The 19018-nt window shown below is 70.0% G+C and carries 19 protein-coding genes and 3 tRNA genes; 18 read left to right on the forward strand and 4 right to left on the reverse strand.

All coding sequences use genetic code 11. The annotated features are described in order from the left end of the window. The first annotated feature begins 44 nt into the window (after positions 1-44). From AC5020_RS12625 to AC5020_RS12655, 7 genes are all read left to right on the forward strand, one after another. Positions 45-4508, forward strand: a complete 4464-nt coding sequence (locus AC5020_RS12625; protein WP_464988566.1) for a type VII secretion EssC family protein — start codon at positions 45-47, stop codon at positions 4506-4508. Between the two features lie 155 nt (positions 4509-4663). After that, a complete protein-coding gene (locus AC5020_RS12630; protein ID WP_377019889.1) occupies positions 4664-4933 on the forward strand; it encodes a WXG100 family type VII secretion target in 270 nt (89 codons plus the stop codon). Between the two features lie 119 nt (positions 4934-5052). Beyond that, on the forward strand, positions 5053-5535 hold the full coding sequence (locus tag AC5020_RS12635; protein WP_464988567.1) for a hypothetical protein: 483 nt from the start codon (positions 5053-5055) through the stop codon (positions 5533-5535). Positions 5536-5848: 313 nt separating this feature from the next. After that, a complete protein-coding gene (locus tag AC5020_RS12640; RefSeq protein ID WP_377019887.1) occupies positions 5849-6115 on the forward strand; it encodes a hypothetical protein in 267 nt (88 codons plus the stop codon). 47 nt (positions 6116-6162) lie between these two features. Next, positions 6163-6429: a hypothetical protein gene (locus AC5020_RS12645; RefSeq protein WP_377019886.1), complete on the forward strand. Its 267-nt coding sequence runs from the start codon at positions 6163-6165 to the stop codon at positions 6427-6429. Positions 6430-6741: 312 nt separating this feature from the next. Continuing rightward, entirely contained in the window at positions 6742-7005 is a 264-nt protein-coding gene (locus tag AC5020_RS12650; RefSeq protein ID WP_377019884.1) for a hypothetical protein, read from the forward strand. A gap of 61 nt (positions 7006-7066) precedes the next feature. Then, complete coding sequence (locus AC5020_RS12655; protein ID WP_377019883.1) at positions 7067-7336, forward strand: hypothetical protein; 270 nt, start codon at positions 7067-7069, stop codon at positions 7334-7336. A 206-nt stretch (positions 7337-7542) separates the two neighbouring features. Here AC5020_RS12655 and AC5020_RS12660 read toward each other — a convergent pair whose 3' ends face one another. Next, entirely contained in the window at positions 7543-8031 is a 489-nt protein-coding gene (locus AC5020_RS12660; protein WP_377019882.1) for a YajQ family cyclic di-GMP-binding protein, read from the reverse strand. Positions 8032-8310: 279 nt separating this feature from the next. Here AC5020_RS12660 and AC5020_RS12665 point away from each other — a divergent pair. The 8 genes from AC5020_RS12665 to AC5020_RS12700 all read left to right on the forward strand — a co-directional run bounded on the left by AC5020_RS12665 (position 8311) and on the right by AC5020_RS12700 (position 12169). After that, positions 8311-8392: transfer RNA gene (locus tag AC5020_RS12665), tRNA-Tyr, on the forward strand. 86 nt (positions 8393-8478) lie between these two features. Next, positions 8479-8551: transfer RNA gene (locus AC5020_RS12670), tRNA-Thr, on the forward strand. A gap of 54 nt (positions 8552-8605) precedes the next feature. Continuing rightward, a tRNA-Met gene (locus AC5020_RS12675) sits at positions 8606-8682 on the forward strand. Positions 8683-8779: 97 nt separating this feature from the next. After that, positions 8780-8950, forward strand: a complete 171-nt coding sequence (rpmG, locus tag AC5020_RS12680) for a 50S ribosomal protein L33 (protein ID WP_114855632.1) — start codon at positions 8780-8782, stop codon at positions 8948-8950. Positions 8951-9114: 164 nt separating this feature from the next. Beyond that, the gene (locus AC5020_RS12685; RefSeq protein ID WP_464988568.1) at positions 9115-9564 is read left to right on the forward strand and encodes an FAS1-like dehydratase domain-containing protein; all 450 of its coding nucleotides are present in this window, start codon (positions 9115-9117) and stop codon (positions 9562-9564) included. Between the two features lie 103 nt (positions 9565-9667). Then, a complete protein-coding gene (locus AC5020_RS12690) occupies positions 9668-10135 on the forward strand; it encodes a MaoC/PaaZ C-terminal domain-containing protein (protein ID WP_464988569.1) in 468 nt (155 codons plus the stop codon). After that, on the forward strand, positions 10132-11259 hold the full coding sequence (locus AC5020_RS12695) for a UDP-N-acetylmuramate dehydrogenase (protein ID WP_464988570.1): 1128 nt from the start codon (positions 10132-10134) through the stop codon (positions 11257-11259). The genes AC5020_RS12690 and AC5020_RS12695 overlap by 4 nt, the downstream gene beginning before the upstream one ends. Positions 11260-11299: 40 nt before the next feature. Further along, on the forward strand, positions 11300-12169 hold the full coding sequence (locus tag AC5020_RS12700; protein ID WP_464988571.1) for a helix-turn-helix transcriptional regulator: 870 nt from the start codon (positions 11300-11302) through the stop codon (positions 12167-12169). Positions 12170-12195: 26 nt separating this feature from the next. Here AC5020_RS12700 and AC5020_RS12705 read toward each other — a convergent pair whose 3' ends face one another. Then, the gene (locus AC5020_RS12705) at positions 12196-13098 is read right to left on the reverse strand and encodes an oxidoreductase (protein ID WP_464988572.1); all 903 of its coding nucleotides are present in this window, start codon (positions 13096-13098) and stop codon (positions 12196-12198) included. 194 nt (positions 13099-13292) lie between these two features. Here AC5020_RS12705 and glyA point away from each other — a divergent pair, with 194 nt between their 5' ends. Genes glyA through AC5020_RS12720 form a run of 3 tightly spaced genes read left to right on the forward strand, consistent with a single transcriptional unit; the run spans position 13293 to position 16316 of the window. Continuing rightward, on the forward strand, positions 13293-14561 hold the full coding sequence (gene glyA / locus AC5020_RS12710) for a serine hydroxymethyltransferase (protein WP_464988573.1): 1269 nt from the start codon (positions 13293-13295) through the stop codon (positions 14559-14561). Positions 14562-14598: 37 nt separating this feature from the next. Then, positions 14599-15498 carry a bifunctional methylenetetrahydrofolate dehydrogenase/methenyltetrahydrofolate cyclohydrolase gene (locus AC5020_RS12715; protein WP_464988574.1) on the forward strand — a complete coding sequence of 300 codons (900 nt, stop codon included), beginning with the start codon at positions 14599-14601 and terminating at the stop codon, positions 15496-15498. Then, positions 15495-16316 (forward strand): exodeoxyribonuclease III, encoded by an 822-nt coding sequence (locus tag AC5020_RS12720; RefSeq protein ID WP_464988575.1) that lies wholly within the window; start codon positions 15495-15497, stop codon positions 16314-16316. Before AC5020_RS12715 ends, AC5020_RS12720 begins: the two co-directional genes overlap by 4 nt. A 106-nt stretch (positions 16317-16422) precedes the next feature. On the opposite strand, the gene AC5020_RS12725 is transcribed toward AC5020_RS12720, so the two are convergent. Together AC5020_RS12725 and sdhA are read right to left on the reverse strand one after the other, a co-directional pair. After that, positions 16423-17172 carry a succinate dehydrogenase iron-sulfur subunit gene (locus AC5020_RS12725; RefSeq protein ID WP_377792920.1) on the reverse strand — a complete coding sequence of 250 codons (750 nt, stop codon included), beginning with the start codon at positions 17170-17172 and terminating at the stop codon, positions 16423-16425. Next, the gene (gene sdhA, locus AC5020_RS12730; RefSeq protein ID WP_377804687.1) at positions 17172-18947 is read right to left on the reverse strand and encodes a succinate dehydrogenase flavoprotein subunit; all 1776 of its coding nucleotides are present in this window, start codon (positions 18945-18947) and stop codon (positions 17172-17174) included. The genes AC5020_RS12725 and sdhA overlap by 1 nt, the downstream gene beginning before the upstream one ends. Between the last annotated feature and the right edge of the window lie 71 nt (positions 18948-19018).

A 19018-nucleotide genomic window follows, 5' to 3' on the forward strand; every position in this document is an offset into this window, starting at 1 on the left:
GATCCGGACGGCGGGCGAGGCGCCCGCCAGGGGGAGAGACACCTATGCGCATCAAACTCACTCTGCGCAGGCCCGAAGACCGGCTGACGGACCTCGAGGTGACGGCCGACGCCACGGCCACCGTGGCCGACGTGGCGCGCGCGCTGTATCTCGCGGACCCGCTGCGCAGCGAGGTCGAGGCTCCGGAAGGCCTCACGCTGCAGGTCCAGGATCCCGGCGCCGGCCCGGGCGCGAACGGCGTGCGGTCCCTGGACCGCGAGATCGATCTGATCCAGGCCGGCCTGCGCTCCGGCAGTGTGGTCTCCATCGCCCGCTCCTCGTCCGAGTACGCCACCCGCTCCGAGTCCCGCGGCGCGGCGGTCGCTCTCATGCGCGTGCTGTCCGGTCCGGAGGCAGGTCGGGAGTATCCGTTGCCCAGCGGCTCGAGCGTCGTCGGCCGCGAAGGCGACCTCGACATCCGCATCGCCGACCCCATGCTCTCGAAGCGCCACGCCCGCATCAACGTCGGCGACTCCATCGAGATCGTCGACCTGCACTCCTCCAACGGCGTGGTCATCGGCGGCGAGCAGGTCCAGCGCGCCGTGATCGGTCCGGCCGACACCGTCCTGATCGGCCAGACCACGTTCTCGGTGATCGCCCTGCACCGGCTGGGAGGAACCACCCCCAGCTCGCCGGTCGTCGAGTTCAACCGCTCCCCGCGCGTGGTGCCGCGGTTCCCCTATCGGCCGCTGAAGGCGCCCACGCCGCCCAAGGAACCGACCCCGCAGTTCTTCCCCATCTTCATGATGTTCGCCCCGATCCTCATGGGCGCCTTCATGTTCTCGCTGACTCGCAGCCCGTTCTCGCTGATGTTCGTGTTCATGATGCCGATGATGGCCACGGCCGGGTATCTGAACCGCAAGTTCCAGCAGAAGAAGCAGCTCGAACAGCAGATCAAGAACTTCGAGGACGGTCTGGCCTCCCTCAAACGCCGGGTCACGGCCGCGCAGGACCTCGAGCGGGCCGTGCGCCTGGTCGAAGCTCCGTCCGCGGCCGACACGGTCGATGCGGCCTTCCGGCTGGGGCGGCTGCTGTGGACCCACCGCCCCGAGCACAACGCCTTCGCCACGGTGCGCCTGGGCCTGGGGATCGCCGAGTCGCGGGTGGGCATCGAGATGCCGGGGGAGAACGACGCCATCCCCAAGTACTACGACATGCTCGATGACATGCACGAGGAGTACAAGATGATCGCCGGGGTGCCGATCGTCGCCGAGCTCCGCTACGCGGGCAACATCGGGGTGGCCGGCGGAGGGGACGAGGCCGACGGTGTGGCTCGCGGCCTGGTGACCCAGATGTTCTCCCTGCACTCGCCGGCGGAGATGGCGATCGCCGCGATCACCTCCCGCTCCAGCCGCGAGATGTGGCACTGGCTGAAGTGGCTGCCGCACACCTCGAGCCCGCATTCCCCGCTGCCCGGTGACCATCTGGCCGACACCCCCGGCCGCGGCACCTCGCTGCTCTCCCGCATCGAGGAGCTCATCGAACAGCGCGCCGGGGACGCTCCGGCGGCGCTGCGCACTCCGATGACCCCGGACATCACGCAGGACCCGCCCGTCCCGCCCGAGCCGGTCGCGCCGAACCTCGTGGTGATCATCGAGGACGACGCCCCGGTCGATCGCGCCCGCCTGGTGCGCATCGCCGAGCGCGGCCCGGATGTGGGCGTCCACGTGATCTGGAGCGCCTCCAACGTGGCGGCGCTGCCGGCCGCCTGCCGCACGTACGTCTCCGTGGAGGAGACCGTCGAGGGCGCGAGCGCCGGGCACGTCCGGGTGGGGGAGCGGTTCTACCCGGTCACCGTCGAGACGGTCTCGATCGAGGTGGCCTCGGGCGTGGCCCGGCACCTCTCCCCGGTGGTCGACGCCGGCGTGCCGATCGACGACGACTCCGACCTGCCGCGCTCCATCTCGTATCTCAAGCTCGGTGGGATGCAGATGGCCGAGGAGCCGAACTACATCATCGAGCGGTGGAAGGAGAACAACTCCCTGACCCCGCGTGACGGCTCCGAGCCGCAGCGGCGCAAGCACGACGCGAATCTGCGCGGACTCATCGGTCACAACGGCCAGGACGCCTTCCACCTCGATCTGCGCACCAACGGTCCCCACGCCCTCGTCGGCGGCACCACGGGTGCCGGCAAGTCGGAGTTCCTCCAGGCCTGGGTGCTGGGCATGGCCACGGCGCACAGCCCCGACCGCGTGACCTTCCTGTTCGTGGACTACAAGGGCGGCGCCGCCTTCGCCGACGCCATCGCCCTCCCGCACGCGGTGGGCCTGGTCACCGACCTCTCCCAGCACCTGGTCCGCCGCGCCCTGACCTCACTGCGCGCCGAGCTGCAGTATCGCGAGCACCTGCTGAACCGGAAGAAGGCCAAGGACCTGGTCTCCCTCGAACGCACCGGCGACCCGGAGACCCCGCCGAGCCTGATCATCATCGTCGACGAGTTCGCGGCGCTGGCCAAGGAGATCCCCGAGTTCGTCGACGGCGTCGTGGACGTCGCCGCCCGCGGCCGCTCCCTGGGCCTGCACCTGATCCTGGCGACCCAGCGCCCTGCCGGCGTCATCAAGGACAACCTGCGGGCCAACACCAACCTGCGCATCGCTCTGCGCATGGCCGACGAGGCCGACTCCAAGGACATCCTGGGGGACAAGATGGCCGCCCACTTCGATCCGAGCATCCCCGGCCGCGCCGCGGCCAAGACCGGCCCCGGGCGGATCGCGACGTTCCAGTCGGGGTATGCCGGTGGCTGGACCACCGACGAGCCCGAACGTGCCCGCATCGACATCGTGGAGAAGGATTTCGGCACCGGTGAGCAGTGGGACGTCCCCGCACCTCCCACCAAGGAGGTCACGGACCCCGGCCCCAACGACATCTCCCGCGTGGTCTCCACCATCATCGCCGCAGCGGAGACCGCCGGCGTCCCTGCTCCCCGCAAACCGTGGCTGTCCGAGCTCGCCGACGCCTACGACCTCTCCCGTCTGCCCAGCCGGCGCACCGACGAGGAGCTGCTGATGGGCGTCATGGACGTTCCCGAGGACCAGGCCCAGCCGACGGTCTCCTACTACCCGGACCGGGACGGCAACATGGCCATCTACGGCACCGGTGGCTCCGGCAAGTCGACCACGCTGCGCACCATCGCGATCTCGGCCGCCTCGACCGTGCGCGGCGGTCCGGTCCAGGTCTACGGGCTCGACTTCGGCGCCTCCGGCCTGACCATGCTCGAGGAGCTCCCGCACGTGGGCGCGATCGTCTCGGGCGACGACGAGGAGCGCGTCATCCGACTGCTGCGCACGTTGCGCGAGCTGATCGATGAGCGCGCCAAGGAGTTCGCGAAGGTCCGTGCCGGCTCGGTGTCCGAATATCGAGAGCTCGCCGGGAAGCCGGACACGCCCCGGATCCTGCTGCTGGTCGACGGCATGGCCGCCTTCCGGGAGGCCTACGACTACTCCAACCTCACCAAGTGGTTCACGGCCTTCGTGCAGATCGCGACGGACGGCCGGCAGGTGGGTGTGCACGTCATCGTCACCGGCGACCGCCCGAACGCCATCCCCACCTCCTTGGGCTCGTCCATCCAGCGCCGCCTGATCCACCGCATGGCCAGCGACGACGACTACGCCGGATTCGGTGAGCCGAAGGACGTGCTGGATGCCAACTCCCCTCCGGGGCGCGCCATCCTCGGGGGCCACGAGGTTCAGGTCGCCGTCCACGGCGGGGATGCCAACGTGGCCATCCAATCCCGGGAGGTCAGCAAGCTCGCGCAGGCCATGCGGCGCGCCGGCATGCCGGAGGCGCCCGAGATCCGGCGGCTGCCCGAGCGCGTCGAGTTCGCGGACCTGCGGCCCGTGGTCGAGGGCCGGCCCGTGCTGGGGCTGGCCGACGAGACGCTCTCGGAGATCACGTACGAGCCGCGCGGCGCCTTCATGGTCACTGGACCGATGGGCTCCGGGCGCACCACGGCGATGCTCACCATCGCGACCGGGCTGAAGGCGATGCCCTCTCCCATGCGGCTGGTCCGCTTCTCGTCCCGGCGCACCCCGCTGACGGGTCTGCCGGTGTGGGACGTGGAGGGCTCCGACCCGGACACCGTCAAGGAGCTCGCCGGGCAGCTGCGCGGGACGATCGAATCCGGAGCCGTGGGGGAGGGGCGCCTGGCCCTGTTCATCGACGGCGTCGCGGACTTCACCGGCACCGGCGTCGAGAAGGATCTCGATCAGCTGATCCGCGCGTGCACTCGGGAGGGCCAGTTCGTGGTCGGCGAGAACGAATCGGCGTCGTGGTCCCAGGCCTACGTGCTCGCCCAGCCGTTCAAGGCGGGCCGGCGCGGTCTGCTGCTGCAGCCGGGGGACATGGACGGCGACTCCCTGCTGGGAACGAGCTTGGGGCGGATCCGTCGTGCGGACTTCCCCGCCGGCCGCGGCTTCCTCGTCTACAGCGGTCGCGCGATGAAGCTGCAGGTCGCGCAGATCACCGCCTGATCCGGCGCCGTGCCGACGCGGAGTTATCCCCATGGGGACTCCTCCCCATGGTCCCTCCTGCGTCCTCGCTCTAGAGTGAGGACGTCGAACGACGGCAGGGGCCGGTGCACCGGATCGGGGGCGCAGGCGAGACTTCAGGAAGGGGAACCCGAACCGTGAACACCACGCAGGGTATGAATGTCGAAGAGGTCCGGCGGATGTCCAGCCAGCTGCGCGAGGCAGCTGAGGAGATCACGCGGATCGAACAGGATCTGACCTCCGGCCTCGAGAGCGTGGACTGGACCGGGCCCGACGCGGAGCGCTTCCGCGGTCAGTGGAGCGGGGAGATGGTTCCCGCACTGCAGCAGGTCATGAACTCGGTGAACGATCTGGGTGAGACCGCCGATCGCAACGCCTCCGAGCAGGAGGCGACCTCGTCGAGCTGATGAGGCGGCAGGTCCGAGAGGCGGCCGCGCACGAGGGCCCGAGCGGACGCGCCGCTCGGGCCCTCGTGCTTCCCTGATAGGTTGAGCGCCGTCACGGTGGGAGGAAACGGAGCATTTTCATGGCCAAGACAATCTCGTATCCGAGCGCGGACTTCCCCGGCCCGCCGCGGATCGCGATCGACGTGCCGGACGACTGGGAGACGCTGACGGTCCCCGGTGTGCAGCTCGCCGTCGCGCAGCCGCGCCTGGAGGGCCGGTTCCGGGCCAATGTCGTGGTCACCGTGCAGCGGTTCGGTCCGGACTTCACCCTGGAGGCGGCCAAGGCCGGACTCGACCAGCGCAAGGCCGCGCTGCCCGAGCTCGAGGAGCTCGGCACGGGGGAGATCGACGTGGACGGGACCGCCTGGATCGCCAGCGAGTACGGGTACACGCAACCAGGCCGGCCCACGGTGGTCCAGGCTGCCCGCTACGCCGTCATCGACCGTGGAGGCGTTGCCACCGATGTGCTCGAGGTGGTCGGCAGCTGCGGCGCCGAGAGCGCCGAGGACGAGATCGAAACAGTCCGCGCGATCCAGGATTCGGTACAGCTGGACCTCGACTGAGCAATGGGGCACCTGCCTCCTGGCCCCGGACCTGCGCGCCAGGCCCGGGGTCCTTCATGTGCACGGGGTGGTGCGGAGCGTGCGGGGTGCATGGTTCCCGCCCCGATGGCGCGCGTCGCGTGCGAGCCGTGGGTGCGCGCCGCGAGGGCGGTCGCCGGCCGGGAACGGGTGGGGAGTTCTCCCCATCGACGCTCCGTGGCGCGGGCCATAGAGTGAAGTCATCACCGAGGGGGAACGTCACGGAAGCGGCCACAGCGCCGCGGAGGCCGCCTCCTGGCTGATGTCCGAAGAATCGCACTATGAGGGGAACACCATGACCAAGAAGGGTATGGATCCGGAGGCCGTCGAGGCCATCGCCAACGACGTCGACGAGCTCGTCGAGAACTTCAAGTCCATCTACGACGGCCGTCTCGGCCACGTCACCGACCTCGACTGGACCGGTGAGGACCGCGACAAGTACATCTCCGAGTTCGAGAGCGTCGTCGGCCAGGCGAACACGGCGGCCATCCAGCGGCTCACCGAGCTCGCGAACCGCATGCGCACCAATGCGCAGCAGCAGCGCGAGGCCTCCAGCAACTGATCAGCGTCTGACCACAGAACTCACCGATCTCACTAAGGGGAAACACCATGGCTTTCAAGGGAATGAATCCGGACGAGGGTCGCGATACCGCGCAGCTGGTCGACGAGGCCGGCACCGTCGTCAACGACCTCACCGATACCCGCACCTCCGCGATCATGGGCGTTGCCTGGGTCGGCCCGGACTACGACTCCTTCACCGAGGACTGGAACGCGTTCCTCTCCGGACCGCTGGCCAACCTCTCCGACGCCTACAACCAGAAGGCGAAGGAGCTCACCCAGCACGCCGAGGAGCAGGACACCACCTCGAACCAGTGACTCCGTCCGGTGCCGTCCGCGGCCCGGTCCACTGCACGGCGGACGCCCCGTCTCCCGATCGGGAGACGGGGCGTCCGTCGTCGTCCCGCCTGCTCCGTCCACAGCCGCTGTTTCCTGCGATCTCGGCTCTGAGCTGGCAGAAGAATCGGTCGTGGAATTGGGGAGGGGCATGGGGAGTGCTCCCCATCGCGAAGCCCGGGGAGCCCGTCTAGAGTTGAGTCATCACCTGGAGGACAGGTGGCGGGACGCGGTTTCGGCTTCGACGGTCGGCTGCCCCGGGTGGAAAGACTCAGTCACGAGATGGAGGACATCATGGCGAAGAAGGGTATGAATCCGGAAGCTGTCGAGAAGATGGCTACCGAGATCACGCAGGCCGGAGATCAGGCGCAGCAGATATACACGCAGGTCCTGGGCCGCGTGACGGAGTTCGACTGGACCGGCGAGGACCGTGACAAGTACGTCTCCGCTTTCGAGGGCGACCTCGGCAACCTGGTCCAGCAGATCGTCCAGCAGTGCACCGAATTCTCGGAGCGCGCGACGAAGAACGCCACCGAGCAGCGCGAGGCGTCCGCCTGAGAACTGCTCTCGGGCACGCTTCATAGATTCTTTGTTCTGACGACGGAAAAGGGGTAGCACTATGGCTTTCAAGGGAATGGATCCGGAACAGGGCCGCGAGGTTGCGAATGCAATCCACGATGCCGGTGGGCAGGTCCTCGAGGCGATCGATACGGCCACGACGCTCGTGAACTCGGTGGAGTGGGTCGGTCCCGACTACGACGCGTACCGGGAGGAGTGGAACTCCTTCCTCTCCGGTCCGGTCAATCAGCTCGTCGAGGCGTTCAAAGCCAAGCAGGATGAGCTGAACAGGCACGCCGACGAGCAGGACACGACCTCGAACCAGAACTGATCCTGCATCCGCGGTTCGTCCGTTCTGCGCCGAAGGGTCCCGCTCTCCCACAGGGGGAGCGGGACCCTTCTCTGTCTGCTCGTGTGCTGTCTGCTCCTGCCGGCGCCCACTCGTCGACCCCCGGCACCGGCGGCACGGGCCACCCGGGCACGGGTCCGAGACACGCAGCGGCGCCTACGCCGGCCGACTGTGCCCCCGGAGGCGGTTCAGCGGAAGTTGACGAACTGGAGCGCGACGTCGAGGTCCTTGCCCTTGAGCATGGCGATGACCGACTGCAGGTCGTCGCGGCTCTTGGACGAGACCCGCAGCTCATCGCCCTCGATCCGTGCCTTGACGCTCTTGGGGCCCTCGTCCCGGATGAGCTTGGAGATCTTCTTGGCGTCCTCGGTGCTGATGCCCTCCTTCAGAGCCGCACTGAGCCGCACCTCCTTGCCGGACTGCTTGGGCTCGCCGACATCCAGCGCCTTCAGCGAGATGCCGCGACGGATGAGCTTGGTCTGGAGCACGTCGAGCACCGCGAGGACTCGCTCCTCCGCGTTCGCGCTCATCGCGATCTCGTCCCCGCTGAAGCTGATGGAGGCATCGGTGTTGCGGAAGTCGTAGCGCTGCCCGACCTCCTTGACGGCCTGGTTGACCGCGTTGTCGACCTCCTGGCGGTCGAGCTTGCTGACGATGTCGAACGATGAATCTGCCACGGTGAATCCTTCCTGGTGCGGCCGCCGTGAGGGCGGCCGGTCGATGTTCTCCGGTGCGACGGCCCGTGCACGAGGGGCGGGGCACGGCCGCGGAGTGTGCGGCTCCGAGCCTGCCGCACCCCTGCGGGGGAGCGCCGGAGGGCCCCTGTGACCATCTTCATGCACGCCAGAGCGCCTACGGGTTCGCACCGCCGAGCGTGCACCGGTATGCTGTTCCAGGTCCGCTTCGCTGATGGGACCTCCGGCCTCGGCCGGCGGGCACCGGAGGCGAGGTTCTCCGGCAGGTTACCCGAGCGGCCAAAGGGAGCTGACTGTAAATCAGCTGGCATTGCCTTCGTGGGTTCGAATCCCTCACCTGCCACTGCGGAAGGTCCTTGTGACCCGAAGCACCGGGGCTTCCCGACGAATTGCCGTCACGGCGAGGAGTTGGGTAGAGTCCTCCGGGTTGCCCTGATAGCTCAGTCGGTAGAGCATCTCCATGGTAAGGAGAAGGTCAAGGGTTCGATTCCCTTTCAGGGCTCTGATGGATGCGGCGGCCCGTTCTCGTTCGAGATCGGGCCGTTTCATCGGTCAGGCCGGGGTAGCTCAGACGGTCAGAGCGCACGACTCATAATCGTGAGGTCGCGGGTTCGATCCCCGCCCTCGGTACCACGCCGGTCCATACCGGAGTGCATGATCCACATCCCCCAGTACGGGGACCCACGAGGCGCGCCGCGGGGCGCGTCACCCGGACGGAAAGAGGCGAACCGTGGCGAGCAAGACCTCTGACGTGCGTCCCAAGATCACCATGGCATGTGTTGATTGCAAGGCGCGCAACTACATCACCAAGAAGAACCGTCGCAACACGCCGGATCGGCTGGAGCTCTCGAAGTTCTGCCCGACCTGCGGCAAGCAGACGGCTCACCGCGAGACCCGCTGAGCGGGACGAGCACTTCACCAAAGGCCACACGGGCATTGTCCCGGGTGGCCTTTCGTGCGTCTGAGTCAGTCTGCGGTGAGTCTGCTCCGGGCCGGCGACGATGAGATCATCGGATCCGACAGCATCCGTCGGCCGCCCAGGCCGAGCCCTCCTCGGGAGATGACATGACGACGACCCCCGATCCCGCCTTCGCGGGCCGCAGCTACCCGCCGGGGCCGGTGCACACCGTCTCGGCCGCGAAGATCGCCGAGTTCGCTCGTGCCACCGGCGCGACCTCTGCCCTGCACACCGACGCCGAGGCGGCCCGCGCGGCCGGTCACGCCGACGTGATCGCCCCGCCCACGTTCCTGGTCTCCCTCGCCCAGGCCACCGAGGCGCAGTACATCCAGGACCCGGCTGCCGGCATCGACTTCTCCCGTGTGGTCCACGGCGAGGAGTCCTTCACGCTGCACCGTCCCGTCGTCGCCGGCGACCGTCTGGTGCTCACTCTGACCGTGGAGTCGGTGCGCGCCGCCGGCGGGCATTCCATGGTCACGACGCGCGTGGACATGGCCGATGAGGACGGAGCCGACGTGGCCGCCGTGCGCAGCATGATCGTGGTCCGCGGGGACTGACCGCGGCGCGACGCCCCGGCACCCCGACCCGACGCCCGTCACACCCGGCCGTCCCGGCGCACCCCGCGCGCCGGCGCACCGGCCCCGGAACCCAGGAGCAGACATGACTGCAACTCCCGCCTCCCCCCTCACCCCCGCCGACCTCGCCGTCGGGCAGGAGCTCGCGCGCACGCAGCACGAGATCACCCGCGACACCCTCGTGCGCTACGCCGGGGCCTCCGGGGACTTCAACCCCATCCACTACAACGACGCGGTGGCCGCCGCCGCCGGCCTGCCGGATGTCATCGCCCACGGCATGCTCACCATGGGCACCGCCATCACCGGGCTGGTCGACGCCCTCGGCGATCCCACGGCCGTGCGTGAGTACTCGGTGCGCTTCACCAACCCCATCCCGGTGCCCGCCACCGGATCGGTGACGCTCGAGGTCGTCGCCGTGGTCGGCGCGGTCGACGAGAGCGCCGGCACCGCGCGGGTGGATCTGACCGCCCAGGTCGAGGGCACCAAGGTCCTCGGCCGGGCCCGCGCCACCGTCGCTCTCGCGCCCGCCGCCACGGAACCTGCCTCCGCATGAGGCTCTCCGATCTCACCACCCTCCGCATCGGCGGGCGGATCCGCACTCTGGTCGAGGCCCGCACCGCCGACGAGGTGATCGAGGCGGTCCGCGCCGCTGACGAGGCCGGCCAGCAGCTCCTGGTCCTGGGCGGCGGCTCGAACCTGGTCGCCTCCGACGAGCCGTTCGACGGCACCGTGGTGCTGCTGCGCGACCCCCAGGAGCCCCCGCTGCTGGACGCGGCCTGCGAGATCCCGGCCTCGGGGGAGCCCGACGGGGTGGCCGTGGACCCCGCCGAGCTCACGCCGCTGGATCCCAGCTGCGGGGGAGTCATCGCGGAGCACTTCGCCGGGGTGCGCTGGGATCGTGCCGTCCAGTACGCGATCGCGCGCGAGATGGTCGGCATCGAATCCCTCTCCGGCATCCCGGGCACCGTCGGCGCCACCCCCATCCAGAACGTCGGCGCCTACGGGCAGGAGGTCGCCTCGACGATCTCCCGGGTGCGCACCTGGGACCGCGAGCAGAACGCGGTGCACACGTTCTTCGCGGCGGACTGCGACTTCTCCTACCGCGACAGCGTCTTCAAGCGCACCCGATATGCCGGCCCGGTCCCGTCGGCCACCGGACGCTACGTCGTGCTCTCGGTGACGTTCCAGCACACCGTCGGCCGCCTCTCCGCCCCGATCCGCTACGCCCAGCTCGCCGAGACGCTCGGCGTGCAGGTGGGGGAGCGGGCGCCCATGCACGAGGTGCGCGAGGCCGTCCTGCGCATCCGCGGCGCCAAGGGGATGGTGCTGGACGCGGAGGATCACGACACCTGGAGCGCCGGCAGCTTCTTCACCAACCCGATCCTCGACGTCGCTCAGGCCGACCTGCTTCCCGAGGACGCTCCGCGCTTCGCCGCGGGCCAGGGGCGCATCAAGACCAGCGCGGCCTGGCTGATCAGCCATGCGGGCATCGAGCGGGGGCATGCCGTGGGGGAGCGCGCCGCCGTCTCCACGAAGCACTCGCTCGCCCTGACCAACCGCGGCGGCGCCACCAGCGACGACGTGGTCGAGCTCGCCCGGGACGTCCAGGGCCGGGTCCGGGACGCGTTCGGGATCCACCTGGTGCCGGAGCCGGTGCGCCTGGGCGTCGACCTCTGACCCGTTCCCGGCTGCCCGGGACCGGCGCACAATGGAGAGCATGACAGCTGCGATCCATTCCCTCGGCGCCCTGATCCGCACCTGGCGCGAGCGCCTGTCTCCTGCGGCCGCCGGGATCGCCTCGAGCGGGGCGCGACGCACGGCGGGGCTGCGCCGCGAGGAGCTCGCACTACTGGCCGGGGTGAGCGTCGACTACCTCACCCGCCTCGAACAGGGACGCGCCTCGGCGCCCTCGGGACAGGTCGTTGACTCCCTCGCGCGGGCCCTGCAGCTGGACGAGGACGAGACCGCGGTGCTGTTCCGCAGTGCGAACCTGCTGCCGCCGGGCGGGGGCCGGATGGACGAGCGCGTTCCCCCGGGCATCGAGCGGATGATCGAACGGATGGCGGATCTTCCGCTGGCCGCCTTCGCGGCCGACTGGACCATGCTGCGCTCGACCCCCGCGTGGACAGCACTGTTCGCCGGTGTGATGGAGGCCGACGCAGAGCCTCTGAACCTCGCTGTGGCCACGTTCCTCGGGCGCGGAGGCGGCCCGACCCCGGCCCGGCACGAGGACCACGAGGCGCTGGAGGAGGCTCTGGTGGCGGACCTGCGCCGCTCCGCCGCCGAGTACGGGGAGGATCCGCGCTTCACCACTGTCGTGAAGCGCCTGCGGGACGGCAGCGAGCGTTTCCGGCGGCTGTGGGACGACGGCCGGGCCACCGCGCACCGCAGCATGCGCAAACGACTGGTCCACGACGTGATCGGTCAGGTCGATCTGGACTGTGACGTCCTGAGCGCCCCGGGCTCGGACGTGAAGCTGATCGTCTACTCCGCGGCCCCGGGCAGCGAGGACGCCGAGGCACTGGCCCGGCTCAGCACGACGGCGGGCGGCGCCGGAGCCGTCACGCCTCTGGTCGCCGCCCGCTGACGCCCCGTGCTCGGAGCCCCAGGGCCTCAGTGCCCCGCCGGTGCCTGCTCCACCTCCTCCAGGGTGGCCATGTCCTCGGCGTCGAGGGCGATGCTCCCCACGGCGAGGTTCTCCTCCAGGTGAGTGACGGAGCTGGTGCCGGGGATCAGGAGCATGTTCTCGTACGAGGCCAGCAGCCACGCGAGCGCCACCTGCGCCGGCCTCGCCCCGTACGTGGCGGCGACGGCGGCGAGACGCGGTTCCGCGGCGATCTTCGCCGGCCCGCCCGTGAATGCCGAGCCCAGCGGGAAGTACGGCACGAAGGCGAGATCCAGCTCCCGGGCGGCCTCGAGGCTGTCCTGGCCGGAGCGGTCCAGGATCGAGTACGGGTTCTGCACCGAGACGACCCCGGCGATCTCCACCGCGCGCCGCACGACCTCGGCGCCGACGCTGGAGATCCCGATCTGCGCGATCGTGCCCTGGTCCCGCAGGCGCACCAGAACCTCCAGCTGGTCCTCGAGAGCGGGCTGGTCGAGCTCCGGGGCGTCGAGGTCGAACCGTCGGAGGTTGACCATGTCCATCCGATCGACCCGCAGGCTGCGCAGGTTCTGCTCGACCTGCTCGACGAGCTGCTCCGGCCGGCCGGCGGGCAGCCAGGCGCCCTGCTCGTCCCGCTCGGCACCGATCTTGGTGACCAGGCGCAGGTGGCCGGGGTAGGGGTGCAGCGCCTCGCGGATCAGGTCGTTGACGACGTCGGGCCCGTAGAACTGGGCGGTGTCGAGATGGTCCACGCCGAGCTCGACGGCTCGCCGCAGCACGGCGCGCGAGCGGTCCGGGTCCGCGGGCAGTCCGAACACGCCGGGGCCGGCGAGCTGCATGGCGCCGAAGCCGATGCGGGAGACGGGGAGGGTGCCGAGGTGGCCTGTGGTGGTCAGGTGCGGTGTTGTCATGACCACGATCCTTCGCCGGGGGCGGCGCGCGGACCAGGACCTGCTGTTCCGGGGGACCAGCAGGGCCACCCGGTCGCCCATCCTCGCCCGCGGCGGGCGCCCGCTCCCCGGGCGTGGCGTCGGGTATCGGCCCCAGCTCTTAGGATGGGGGCGCGGTCGCCGTGCCGCCCGACCCCGACCTTGCAGGAGGCCCTGTGAACGCCCTCGACCAGTCCCTCGCCGAGCTCGACCCGGACATCGCCCAGGTGCTCGATCGCGAGCTCGGCCGTCAGCAGCGCACGCTCGAGATGATCGCCAGCGAGAACTTCGTGCCGCGGGCGGTGCTGCAGGCCCAGGGCTCGGTGCTGACCAACAAGTACGCCGAGGGGTACCCGGGCCGGCGCTACTACGGCGGCTGCGAAGAGGTCGACGTCGCCGAGCAGATCGCGATCGAGAGGGCGAAGGCGCTCTTCGGCGCCGAGCACGCCAACGTCCAGCCCCACTCGGGTGCCACCGCCAACGCGGCGGTCATGCATGCTCTCGCCCGGCCGGGCGACAAGCTGATGGGGCTCTCCCTCGCCCACGGCGGCCACCTCACCCACGGGATGAAGATCAACTTCTCCGGTCGCCTCTACGACATCGTCGCCTACGAGGTGGATCCAACCACCGGGCGCATCGACATGGACCGGGTCCGTGAGCTCGCCCTCGCCGAGCAGCCCAAGGTGATCGTCGCCGGCTGGTCCGCCTACCCGCGCCAGCTGGACTTCGCCGCCTTCCGCTCGATCGCGGACGAGGTCGGCGCGGCGCTGTGGGTCGATATGGCCCACTTCGCCGGGCTGGTCGCCGCGGGGCTGCATCCCAGCCCCGTGCCCTACGCCGACGTCGTCTCGACCACGATCCACAAGACCATCGGCGGGCCCCGCTCCGGCATGATCCTGTCCACCGAGCAGTGGGCCAAGAAGATCGACTCCGCCGTGTTCCCCGGCCAGCAGGGCGGGCCGCTCATGCACGTCATCGCCGCGAAGGCGGTCGCGCTGAAGGTCGCCGCCTCCGACGAGTTCGTCGATCGCCAGCGCCGCACCCTGGAGGGGGCGCGGCTGATCGCCGACCGCCTCCAGGCCGCCGATACCCGCGAATCCGGCGTCAACGTGCTCTCCGGCGGCACCGACGTGCATCTCGTGCTCGTCGACCTGACCCGGAGCGAGCTCGACGGTCAGCAGGCGGAGGACCGCCTCCACGAAGTCGGCATCACCGTCAACCGCAACGCCGTGCCCAACGACCCGCGCCCGCCGCGGGTGACCTCCGGCCTGCGCATCGGCACCCCGGCCCTGGCCACCCGAGGGTTCGGCGCCGAGGAGTTCTCGGAGGTCGCCGACGTCATCGCCCTGGCGCTGACCGGCGGCGCGGACATCGACTCCCTGCGCCGGCGCACCGGCGCTCTGGCCGACGCGAAGCCGCTGTACGCCGATCTCCAGCAGTACTGATCATCATCCCGCGAGAGAACCGACCAAGGAGCTCCCTATGACGGCGCAGACCCTCGACGGCAAAGCCACAGCGACGGCGATCAAGGAGGAGCTCACAGGCCGCGTGGCGCGGCTCGTCGAGGCCGGGCATCAGCGACCCGGCCTGGCCACGGTCCTGGTGGGCGATGACCCGGGCAGCGCCGCCTACGTGCGCGGCAAGCACCGCGACAGCGAGCAGATCGGCCTGCACTCGATCCAGAAGCAGCTGCCCGCCGACGCCACCCAGGCCGAGGTGGAGGCGATCGTCGACGAGCTCAACGAGGACCCGGCCTGCACGGGGTACATCGTCCAGCTCCCCCTGCCGGAGCAGATCGACACCGACGCGATCCTCGAGCGGATCGATCCTGCCAAGGACGCCGACGGTCTGCATCCCATGAACCTCGGCCGCCTGGTGCTGAACGCCTACACCCCGATCCACACCCCGCTGCCCTGCACCCCGCGGGCCGTCATCGAGCTCGTCGAGCACTACGGCATCGATCTGCGCGGCAAGGACGTGGTCGTCGTCGGCCGCGGCGTCACCGTCGGCCGCTCGATCGGCGCGCTGCTGACCCGCCGCCAGTACAACGCGACCGTGACCCTGTGCCACACCGGCACCCAGGATCTCTCCGCTCACCTGCAGCGGGCCGACGTGATCGTCGCCGCCGCCGGTTCCGCCCATCTCGTCGGCCCCGAGGACATCAAGCACGATGCCGTGGTGCTCGACGTCGGCGTCTCGAGGCGCGAGGACCCGGCAGGTGGGAAGGCGAAGCTGGTCGGCGACGTCGACCCGGCCGCGGCCGAGGTCGCCGGCTGGCTCAGCCCCAATCCCGGCGGCGTCGGCCCCATGACCCGTGCGCTGCTGCTGAAGAACGTCGTCGAGGCGGCTGAGCGAGCCGCCGGGATCGAGGAGACCGCATGAGCCTGACCATTGCCACCGTCAACGTCAACGGTCTGCGCGCCGCGGCGCGCAAGGGCATGACGGACTGGCTGGCCGCCACCACGGCCGACGTCATCACCCTGCAGGAGGTGCGCGCTCCCGGCGAGCTGCTGGCAGGCCTGGTGGGGGAGGACTGGAGCGTGATCGGGGAGGCCTCGGAGCTCAAGGGCCGCGCCGGCGTCGCCATCGCAGCTCGCACCTCGTTGTCGACGATCGATCTCGAGGCCGTCCGTCCGGGCCTGCCCGGGCTCACCGAGCCGACGCACACGGGGCGCTGGCTCGAGGCCGACCTCGAGGACCCCCTGGGCGACGGCAAGGACCTCACGGTCATCTCCTGCTACATGCACTCGGGCAACGTCGAAAAACCGCAGACGATGACCGACAAGTACGCCTTCCTCGACGTGATGATGGAGCGCCTGGCCGCGCTGCGGGCCGACGGCCGCCACATCGTGCTCACCGGGGACATCAACATCGCCCACACCGAGTGGGACATCAAGAACTGGAAGGGCAATCTCAAGTCCGCCGGGTTCCTGCCCGAGGAGCGCGCCTACCTCGACCGGCTCACCACGGAGCTGGACTGGGTCGATGTGCACCGCCGGGTCCACGGCGATGGCCCGGGGCCGTACACCTGGTGGTCGCAGCGCGGGAAGGCGTTCGACAACGACGCCGGCTGGAGGATCGACTACCAGCTGGCCACGCCCGAGCTCGCCGCGCGCGCCGCCTCCGCGCAGGTCGACCGCGCTCCGAGCTACGACACCCGCTGGAGCGACCACGCGCCCTTGGTGATCTCCTACTCCTGAGTCCGCCCCTGACGGCCGAAAAGCGCCCCACCCGGAGATCTCCCCCGGTGGGGCGCTTCGGCGTGGCGCGGCGAGGCCGCCGCGGAGGCGACCGGGAGCCGACGGCTCAGACGCGACCGCGGATCACGGCCTGCTTCACCTCGGCGATCGCCTTGGTCACCTGGATGCCGCGCGGGCACGCCTCCGAGCAGTTGAAGGTGGTGCGGCAGCGCCACACGCCCTCCTTGGAGTTGAGGATCTCCAGGCGCTGCTCGCCGGCGTCGTCGCGGGAGTCGAAGATGAACCGGTGGGCGTTGACGATCGCGGCCGGGCCGAAGTACTGCCCGTCCGTCCAGAACACCGGGCACGAGGACGTGCACGCCGCGCACAGGATGCACTTGGTGGTGTCGTCGAAGCGCTCCCGCTGCTCGGCGGACTGCAGCCGCTCGCGGCTGGGCTCCTGGCCACCGGCGACCAGGAACGGCATGACCTCCTTGTAGGAGTCGAAGAACGGCTCCATGTCCACGATGAGGTCCTTCTCCACCGGCAGCCCCTTGATGGGCTCGACGGTGACGGGCTTGTTCAGATCGAGGTCCTTCAGCAGCGTCTTGCACGCCAGGCGGTTGCGGCCGTTGATCCGCATCGCGTCGGACCCGCACACACCATGCGCGCAGGAACGGCGGAAGCTCAGCGAGCCGTCCACATGCCACTTGATCTCGTGCAGGGCGTCCAGGACGCGGTCCGTGCCCTGCATGGTGACGGTGAAGTTCTCCCAGTGCTCGCCCTTGTCGTCCTCCGGGGTGTAGCGCGCGATGCGCAGGGTCACCTCGAACGTCGGGATCTCCTCGGCCTGAGGCTTCTCGGCGACAGCAGTCATCAGAACGTGCGCTCCTTCGGCTCGTAACGGGTGATCACGACGGGTTTGGTGCCCAGGCGCACCGTGCTGCCCTCGGACCCCTCCTCACCCGGCAGGGTGCGGTAGGCCATCGTGTGCTCGAGGAAGTTGACGTCGTCGCGGGTGTCGTGGTCCTCGCGGAAGTGGCCCCCGCGGGACTCCTTGCGGTGCAGGGCGCCCAGGGCCACGACCTCCGCGAGATCCAGCAGGTACCCCAGCTCGACGGCTTCCATGAGGTCCAGGTTGTAGCGCTTGCCCTTGTCCTGGATGGCCACGGTCTCGTAGCGCTTCTTCAGGGCGGCGATGTCCGCGAGAGCCTTCCGGCAGGTCTCATCGGTGCGGAAGACCTGGACATTGGCGTCCATGGTCTCCTGCAGCTCCCGGCGGATGTCGGCGACGCGGTCCTCCGTGGCCGGCCGGTCGCGCAGCCGCTGGATCAGCTCGAGGGTCGGCGCCTCGGCGTCCGGCGCCAGCTCCGGGAGGTCCACGGTGCCGGCGTGCTCCGCGGCGGCGATGCCGGCACGGCGGCCGAAGACGATGATGTCCAGCAGCGAGTTGGTGCCCAGGCGGTTGCCGCCGTGGACGGAGACGCAGGCCGTCTCGCCCGCGGCGTACAGCCCGGGGACCACGTCGGTCGCGTTGCGCAGCACCTCGCCGCGGATGTTCGTGGGGATCCCGCCCATGCCGTAGTGCGCGGTGGGGAAGACCGGCACCGGATCCGTGTACGGCTCCACCCCCAGGTAGGTGCGGGCGAACTCGGTGATGTCGGGGAGCTTCGCGTCGATGTGCGAGGGCTCGAGGTGGGTGAGGTCGAGGTAGACGTAGTCCTTGTTGGGGCCGGCGCCGCGGCCCTCGCGCACCTCGTTGGCCATCGCCCGTGCCACCACGTCGCGCGGGGCGAGGTCCTTCAGCGTCGGGGCGTAGCGCTCCATGAAGCGCTCCATCTCGCTGTTGCGCAGGATGCCGCCCTCGCCGCGGGCGGCCTCGGAGAGCAGGATGCCCAGGCCCGCCAGACCCGTCGGGTGGAACTGGAAGAACTCCATGTCCTCCAGCGGGATGCCGCGGCGCAGGGCCATCGCGGGCCCGTCGCCGGTGAGCGTGTGGGCGTTCGAGGTCGTCTTGAAGACCTTGCCGAAGCCGCCGGAGGCGAACACGACCGACTTGGCGCGGAAGACGTGGACCTCGCCGGTGGCCAGCTCGTAGGTGACCACGCCGGAGGCGCGCACGCCCTCGTCGGTGCGGGGGTCGCCCGTCATCAGCACGTCCAGGACGTAGTACTCGTTGAAGAACTCCACCTGCTGCTTCACGCAGTTCTGGTAGAGGGTCTGGAGGATCATGTGGCCGGTGCGGTCCGCGGCGTAGCAGGAGCGGCGCACCGGGGCCTCGCCGTGCTCGCGGGTGTGGCCGCCGAAGCGGCGCTGGTCGATCTTCCCCTCGGGGGTGCGGTTGAACGGCAGCCCCATCTTCTCCAGGTCCAGCACCGCGTCGATGGCCTCCTTGGCCATGACCTCGGCGGCGTCCTGGTCGACGAGGTAGTCCCCACCCTTGACGGTGTCGTAGGTGTGCCACTCCCAGTTGTCCTCCTCGACGTTGGCGAGGGCGGCGCACATGCCGCCCTGGGCCGCGCCGGTGTGGGAACGCGTGGGGTAGAGCTTGGTGACGACGGCGGTGCGGGCGCTCTTGGAGGCTTCCAGGGCGGCGCGCATGCCGGCGCCGCCGGCACCGACGATCACCACGTCGTAGTTATGGGTCTGCATGTCGGGTGACTGCTCCGTTTCGGGGTCGACCGGGTGGGACGTTCTGTGACGGGGGCGGCGAACGAGAGGGG

Source organism: Brachybacterium sp. SYSU DS0246, from assembly GCF_059391765.1.

What these genes read in the sequence shown, in the direction of transcription:
- AC5020_RS12625 (WP_464988566.1), top strand. Translation starts at nt 45, where the DNA reads ATGCGCATCAAACTCACTCTGCGCAGGCCCGAAGACCGGCTGACGGAC.
- AC5020_RS12635 (WP_464988567.1), top strand. Translation starts at nt 5,053, where the DNA reads ATGGCCAAGACAATCTCGTATCCGAGCGCGGACTTCCCCGGCCCGCCG.
- AC5020_RS12640 (WP_377019887.1), top strand. Translation starts at nt 5,849, where the DNA reads ATGACCAAGAAGGGTATGGATCCGGAGGCCGTCGAGGCCATCGCCAAC.
- AC5020_RS12645 (WP_377019886.1), top strand. Translation starts at nt 6,163, where the DNA reads ATGGCTTTCAAGGGAATGAATCCGGACGAGGGTCGCGATACCGCGCAG.
- AC5020_RS12650 (WP_377019884.1), top strand. Translation starts at nt 6,742, where the DNA reads ATGGCGAAGAAGGGTATGAATCCGGAAGCTGTCGAGAAGATGGCTACC.
- AC5020_RS12655 (WP_377019883.1), top strand. Translation starts at nt 7,067, where the DNA reads ATGGCTTTCAAGGGAATGGATCCGGAACAGGGCCGCGAGGTTGCGAAT.
- AC5020_RS12685 (WP_464988568.1), top strand. Translation starts at nt 9,115, where the DNA reads ATGACGACGACCCCCGATCCCGCCTTCGCGGGCCGCAGCTACCCGCCG.
- AC5020_RS12690 (WP_464988569.1), top strand. Translation starts at nt 9,668, where the DNA reads ATGACTGCAACTCCCGCCTCCCCCCTCACCCCCGCCGACCTCGCCGTC.
- AC5020_RS12695 (WP_464988570.1), top strand. Translation starts at nt 10,132, where the DNA reads ATGAGGCTCTCCGATCTCACCACCCTCCGCATCGGCGGGCGGATCCGC.
- AC5020_RS12700 (WP_464988571.1), top strand. Translation starts at nt 11,300, where the DNA reads ATGACAGCTGCGATCCATTCCCTCGGCGCCCTGATCCGCACCTGGCGC.
- AC5020_RS12705 (WP_464988572.1), bottom strand. Translation starts at nt 13,098, where the DNA reads ATGACAACACCGCACCTGACCACCACAGGCCACCTCGGCACCCTCCCC.
- AC5020_RS12715 (WP_464988574.1), top strand. Translation starts at nt 14,599, where the DNA reads ATGACGGCGCAGACCCTCGACGGCAAAGCCACAGCGACGGCGATCAAG.
- AC5020_RS12720 (WP_464988575.1), top strand. Translation starts at nt 15,495, where the DNA reads ATGAGCCTGACCATTGCCACCGTCAACGTCAACGGTCTGCGCGCCGCG.
- AC5020_RS12725 (WP_377792920.1), bottom strand. Translation starts at nt 17,172, where the DNA reads ATGACTGCTGTCGCCGAGAAGCCTCAGGCCGAGGAGATCCCGACGTTC.
- sdhA (WP_377804687.1), bottom strand. Translation starts at nt 18,947, where the DNA reads ATGCAGACCCATAACTACGACGTGGTGATCGTCGGTGCCGGCGGCGCC.